General features: G+C 22.8%; 3 protein-coding genes. 2 read left to right on the top strand and 1 reads right to left on the bottom strand.

Annotation, left to right across the window (positions count from 1 at the left end; genetic code table 4):
• Positions 1-577 precede the first annotated feature (577 nt).
• Together BST80_RS04625 and BST80_RS04620 are read left to right on the top strand one after the other, a co-directional pair.
• The gene (locus tag BST80_RS04625) at positions 578-1642 is read left to right on the top strand and encodes a ribosome-inactivating family protein (protein ID WP_415746173.1); all 1065 of its coding nucleotides are present in this window, start codon (positions 578-580) and stop codon (positions 1640-1642) included.
• Positions 1643-1739: 97 nt separating this feature from the next.
• The gene (locus tag BST80_RS04620; protein ID WP_415746172.1) at positions 1740-2255 is read left to right on the top strand and encodes a lipoprotein; all 516 of its coding nucleotides are present in this window, start codon (positions 1740-1742) and stop codon (positions 2253-2255) included.
• 27 nt (positions 2256-2282) lie between these two features.
• Here the strand turns inward: BST80_RS04620 and BST80_RS04615 are convergent, their stop codons facing one another.
• Entirely contained in the window at positions 2283-3296 is a 1014-nt protein-coding gene (locus BST80_RS04615) for a hypothetical protein (protein ID WP_415746171.1), read from the bottom strand.
• Positions 3297-3434 lie beyond the last annotated feature (138 nt).

The following is a 3434-nucleotide window of genomic DNA, read 5'->3' as shown; positions in this document are numbered from 1 at the left end:
ATGGGTTTACAAATNAAAAAAACAACCCTTTAATAAGAGTTNTTTTAGCGCGTTTCGTTTTACAGTTTACANNATTAATAAAATCAAATTTATCAAATTTCATAATTTTAGATTCCTATAATTTCTATTTTAAATATATTTTATAGGAATTTTAAAATAACTAGGTTATGCAAGAAGTCTAATATATTACCTGCTATTTCTTCACTTAAACCTTGTTCTATTTAATTGTTTTTTTGTAAGTGCCATTTTATAAACCTTTCTTTTTTTATTCTTGTTCGAATAACAAGTCAGCATAAGTCTTTTTAAGGCGGAAAGCATAAACCGTAAATTACTTTTTTGTTAAAAGGACAAACCATTAATTTTATTATATACTAATAGTTTACTAATACAATACTTTTTATTAAAATATATTACTAAATTAATATTTAATTGCTAATTTAGCCCTTAAAACTCGTAATAAGGGGNTATTTAANANNATAAANTTATTNANATAATTCATAATTTTGCTTGNNTATATATATACTGAANGTAGANCTTGATAAAAAGTTTCAAGANTAANAAAAGGAGAAANACANNNATGAAAAANTTACTNAGTTTATTAAGTNTATTAACTATTAGTGGTACCGCTATTCCAACAACAACTGCCGCTAGTCCTTATCAAAAAGAAGAAACTATCAAAAATATTGATATCAATTATCAACAAACAAGTAATTTAGAAAAATTAAATAGAAGTAAAAGAAATACAAACTTTTTAAAAACAGAAGCTGTAAATGTTGATTGAAATGTAAGAGATTATTTTAAAGATTTATGTAATAAAGTTTTAAAATCATTATTACGTGCCAATATTATATTATCTATTTCAGATTCAAATAGTAATGTTTCGGTTGTTTGTGATACAAATTACTATGTTATAAATTCAGACAGTAGTTATAACTATTTTGTTGTTCCTTTTAATATTGAAAATAGAGGAATAATAGATTTAATTTTTAGATCAAGTGATTTTTATTTACAAGGTTTTACATGAAATACAACTTTTTATCATTTTTCTGATTCTACAATAAATAGTATTCCTGATCAAACTTTTCATAATTTAGGTTTTGATTCAAATTATAACACTATTGTTAGAGGAAATTCATCAATTAGTTGAACTGGAATAACTCAAGCTTTTAATGACTTATTTAATTATGGATCAGATGCTAGATATAGAAATAATACTAATATAATTCAAGCAGCATTTGCTCGTGTTATTTTGGCAACAGCAGAAAGTATGCGTTTTAGAGAGGTAAGAAGACTTATTCAAGATAATACAAATAATTACTGAGAAACAAGTTTCCATAATATTATAACAAATTGAGATTCTACAACTCAAAATGCTATAAATTATTTAACAGAAAATGGAAATTTAAATAATTTTGTAAGTAGAAATTTAATTTTAATATTTTCATATCCTATGCTTAGACATTTACATCAATGTAATAATAGAAATACAAGAAGTACTGGAAAAAACAACTTAATGTGTTTTAATAAGATTGATAGCACATCATCAGATTCAGAATGTACTGTTGGAAGATATATTGTTAATCATATTACTTGAAAAAATTTAATTCCAGGATACGGATTATTTCATGTTTTTACTTGCTAATAAATTTATAAATAAAATAAATATTAAAAATGAAAATAAGTTTAATTATTTTCATTTTTAATTAAACAAAAAACAATAAATAAAAGGAAAATTATATATGAAAAAAATATTAAGTATTTTATCCACAATCACTTTAATTGTAACAAGTACAACAAGTTTAGTTGCTTGTAATACATCACAAGAATATACAAAAGAAGAACTTAAAGAACTAAAAGAAAAGAATAAAATAAATACTACTAACCAAGAAATAAGAAATACCTTAGAATGAATAGCACCACAAGAAAAACCATTTAATAAGGTTGATAGTAAATATTATTATGTAGTATGGCGTGGTGATAAAAATAATGATTGAAGAATTATTAAATTTAAAAATTATGATTTATCACACAACAAAATTTTAGACAAACATAATGAATGTGTCCTTGTATTAGAATTTTTATCATCACATAATACAGATTTATTTATTCAAGAAAATAAATATCCAAATCGCCGTTGATATTGAAAAAATGATAATGGTACATATATAAAATCAGTTTATCGTTGAAATTTAAATACAACAGAGACAAATTTAATAGTTGATGATAAAGGTAATGTAAAAGTTAAAGGCGAATAAAAAAGAGATAATAAATCTCTTTTTATTTTATCTTGGTTTAATTGTAATTTTAACTGGGTTAGTACTTTTATTTCTAATACCTAATACACCCAAAGCATTTAAGTCTATGGTTATATCTTTATCATTACCTACATAACCTTCATCAGAAAAACCAAATAATATTCCTAATTGTGCGAATAATACTTTTGAAAATCTAATTTTTAATTTTAAATCATTTGTATAATATGCTTGTAAATATGTTTTTTTAATTTTATCATTAATATTATCAGATAATTTTGTTATTTGTAATAAAAATTTAATACGACTATTACTATGTTTTTCAGTTATATAAATATTTTGATAGTTTTCGCTAGGTAAACCAGTAGTATAAGCAGTAGTGAATGTTTGAATATCATTATTTATATTATCTGTATATAAAGTTATTGTATTTTCAAAATTAACATTATCAGTTTGTGGTAAACCATTATTATATATTTTTGCATTATTTAATGTTCCTAAACTAATAGTACAAGACTTTACTCCACCTGATAAATTAACATCTCTATCATAAATAAATCTTTCTATATCAGGTTTAAAACATCTAACTTGTAAATTATTAAGATTACTTATTTCTATTGTTTTATAAGCATCTTGGAATTTACTAATACTTTGAATTGTTGGGTCAATTTGTTTTAAATCAATTTCAGTTTCACAATAACCTTCATTAAATTCATCAGAAAATAAATTAATATAATTTAAAGTCATTTCTTTTTTACATTGTGCTGGTGCTGTAATTTTAGTTATTAATGCTTGTCCTGTTTTACCATCTCAAATATCTTTGGTATAAGGTTCATAGTTATATGGTACTGGTGGTAAAACATATTGTGGGTAATTAAATGTTGGTATTTCATAATCATGTGGTAATAAGAAACTAGTTTTATAATTAGTTGTCATATAGCGTAAATAATTATTTAGTGTACTTTTTGTTTTACCTCTGAAACTTCATACTGATAATCGTAAATAATCTTCTTCATTATTGGTATAAACTACAATTTGTCCCATCNGGTGTTTGTAAAAATTNGCAATCATTATCTTTNTCANTATCACTAACTGGTGTTTGNGNATCAACTGNTTTGGTTTNTTCATTAGACTTCTTGCATAACCTATTAAAATAATTGTAAATATTTTTAAAAAGATACT

Origin of the sequence: Spiroplasma sp. Moj, assembly GCF_016082285.1 — a bacterium.
GTDB classification, from domain to species: Bacteria; Bacillota_I; Bacilli_A; order Mycoplasmatales; family Mycoplasmataceae; genus Spiroplasma; species Spiroplasma phoeniceum.
Note: the sequence above shows the minus strand (reverse complement) of the source record. Positions and strands in the feature narration are given on the sequence as shown.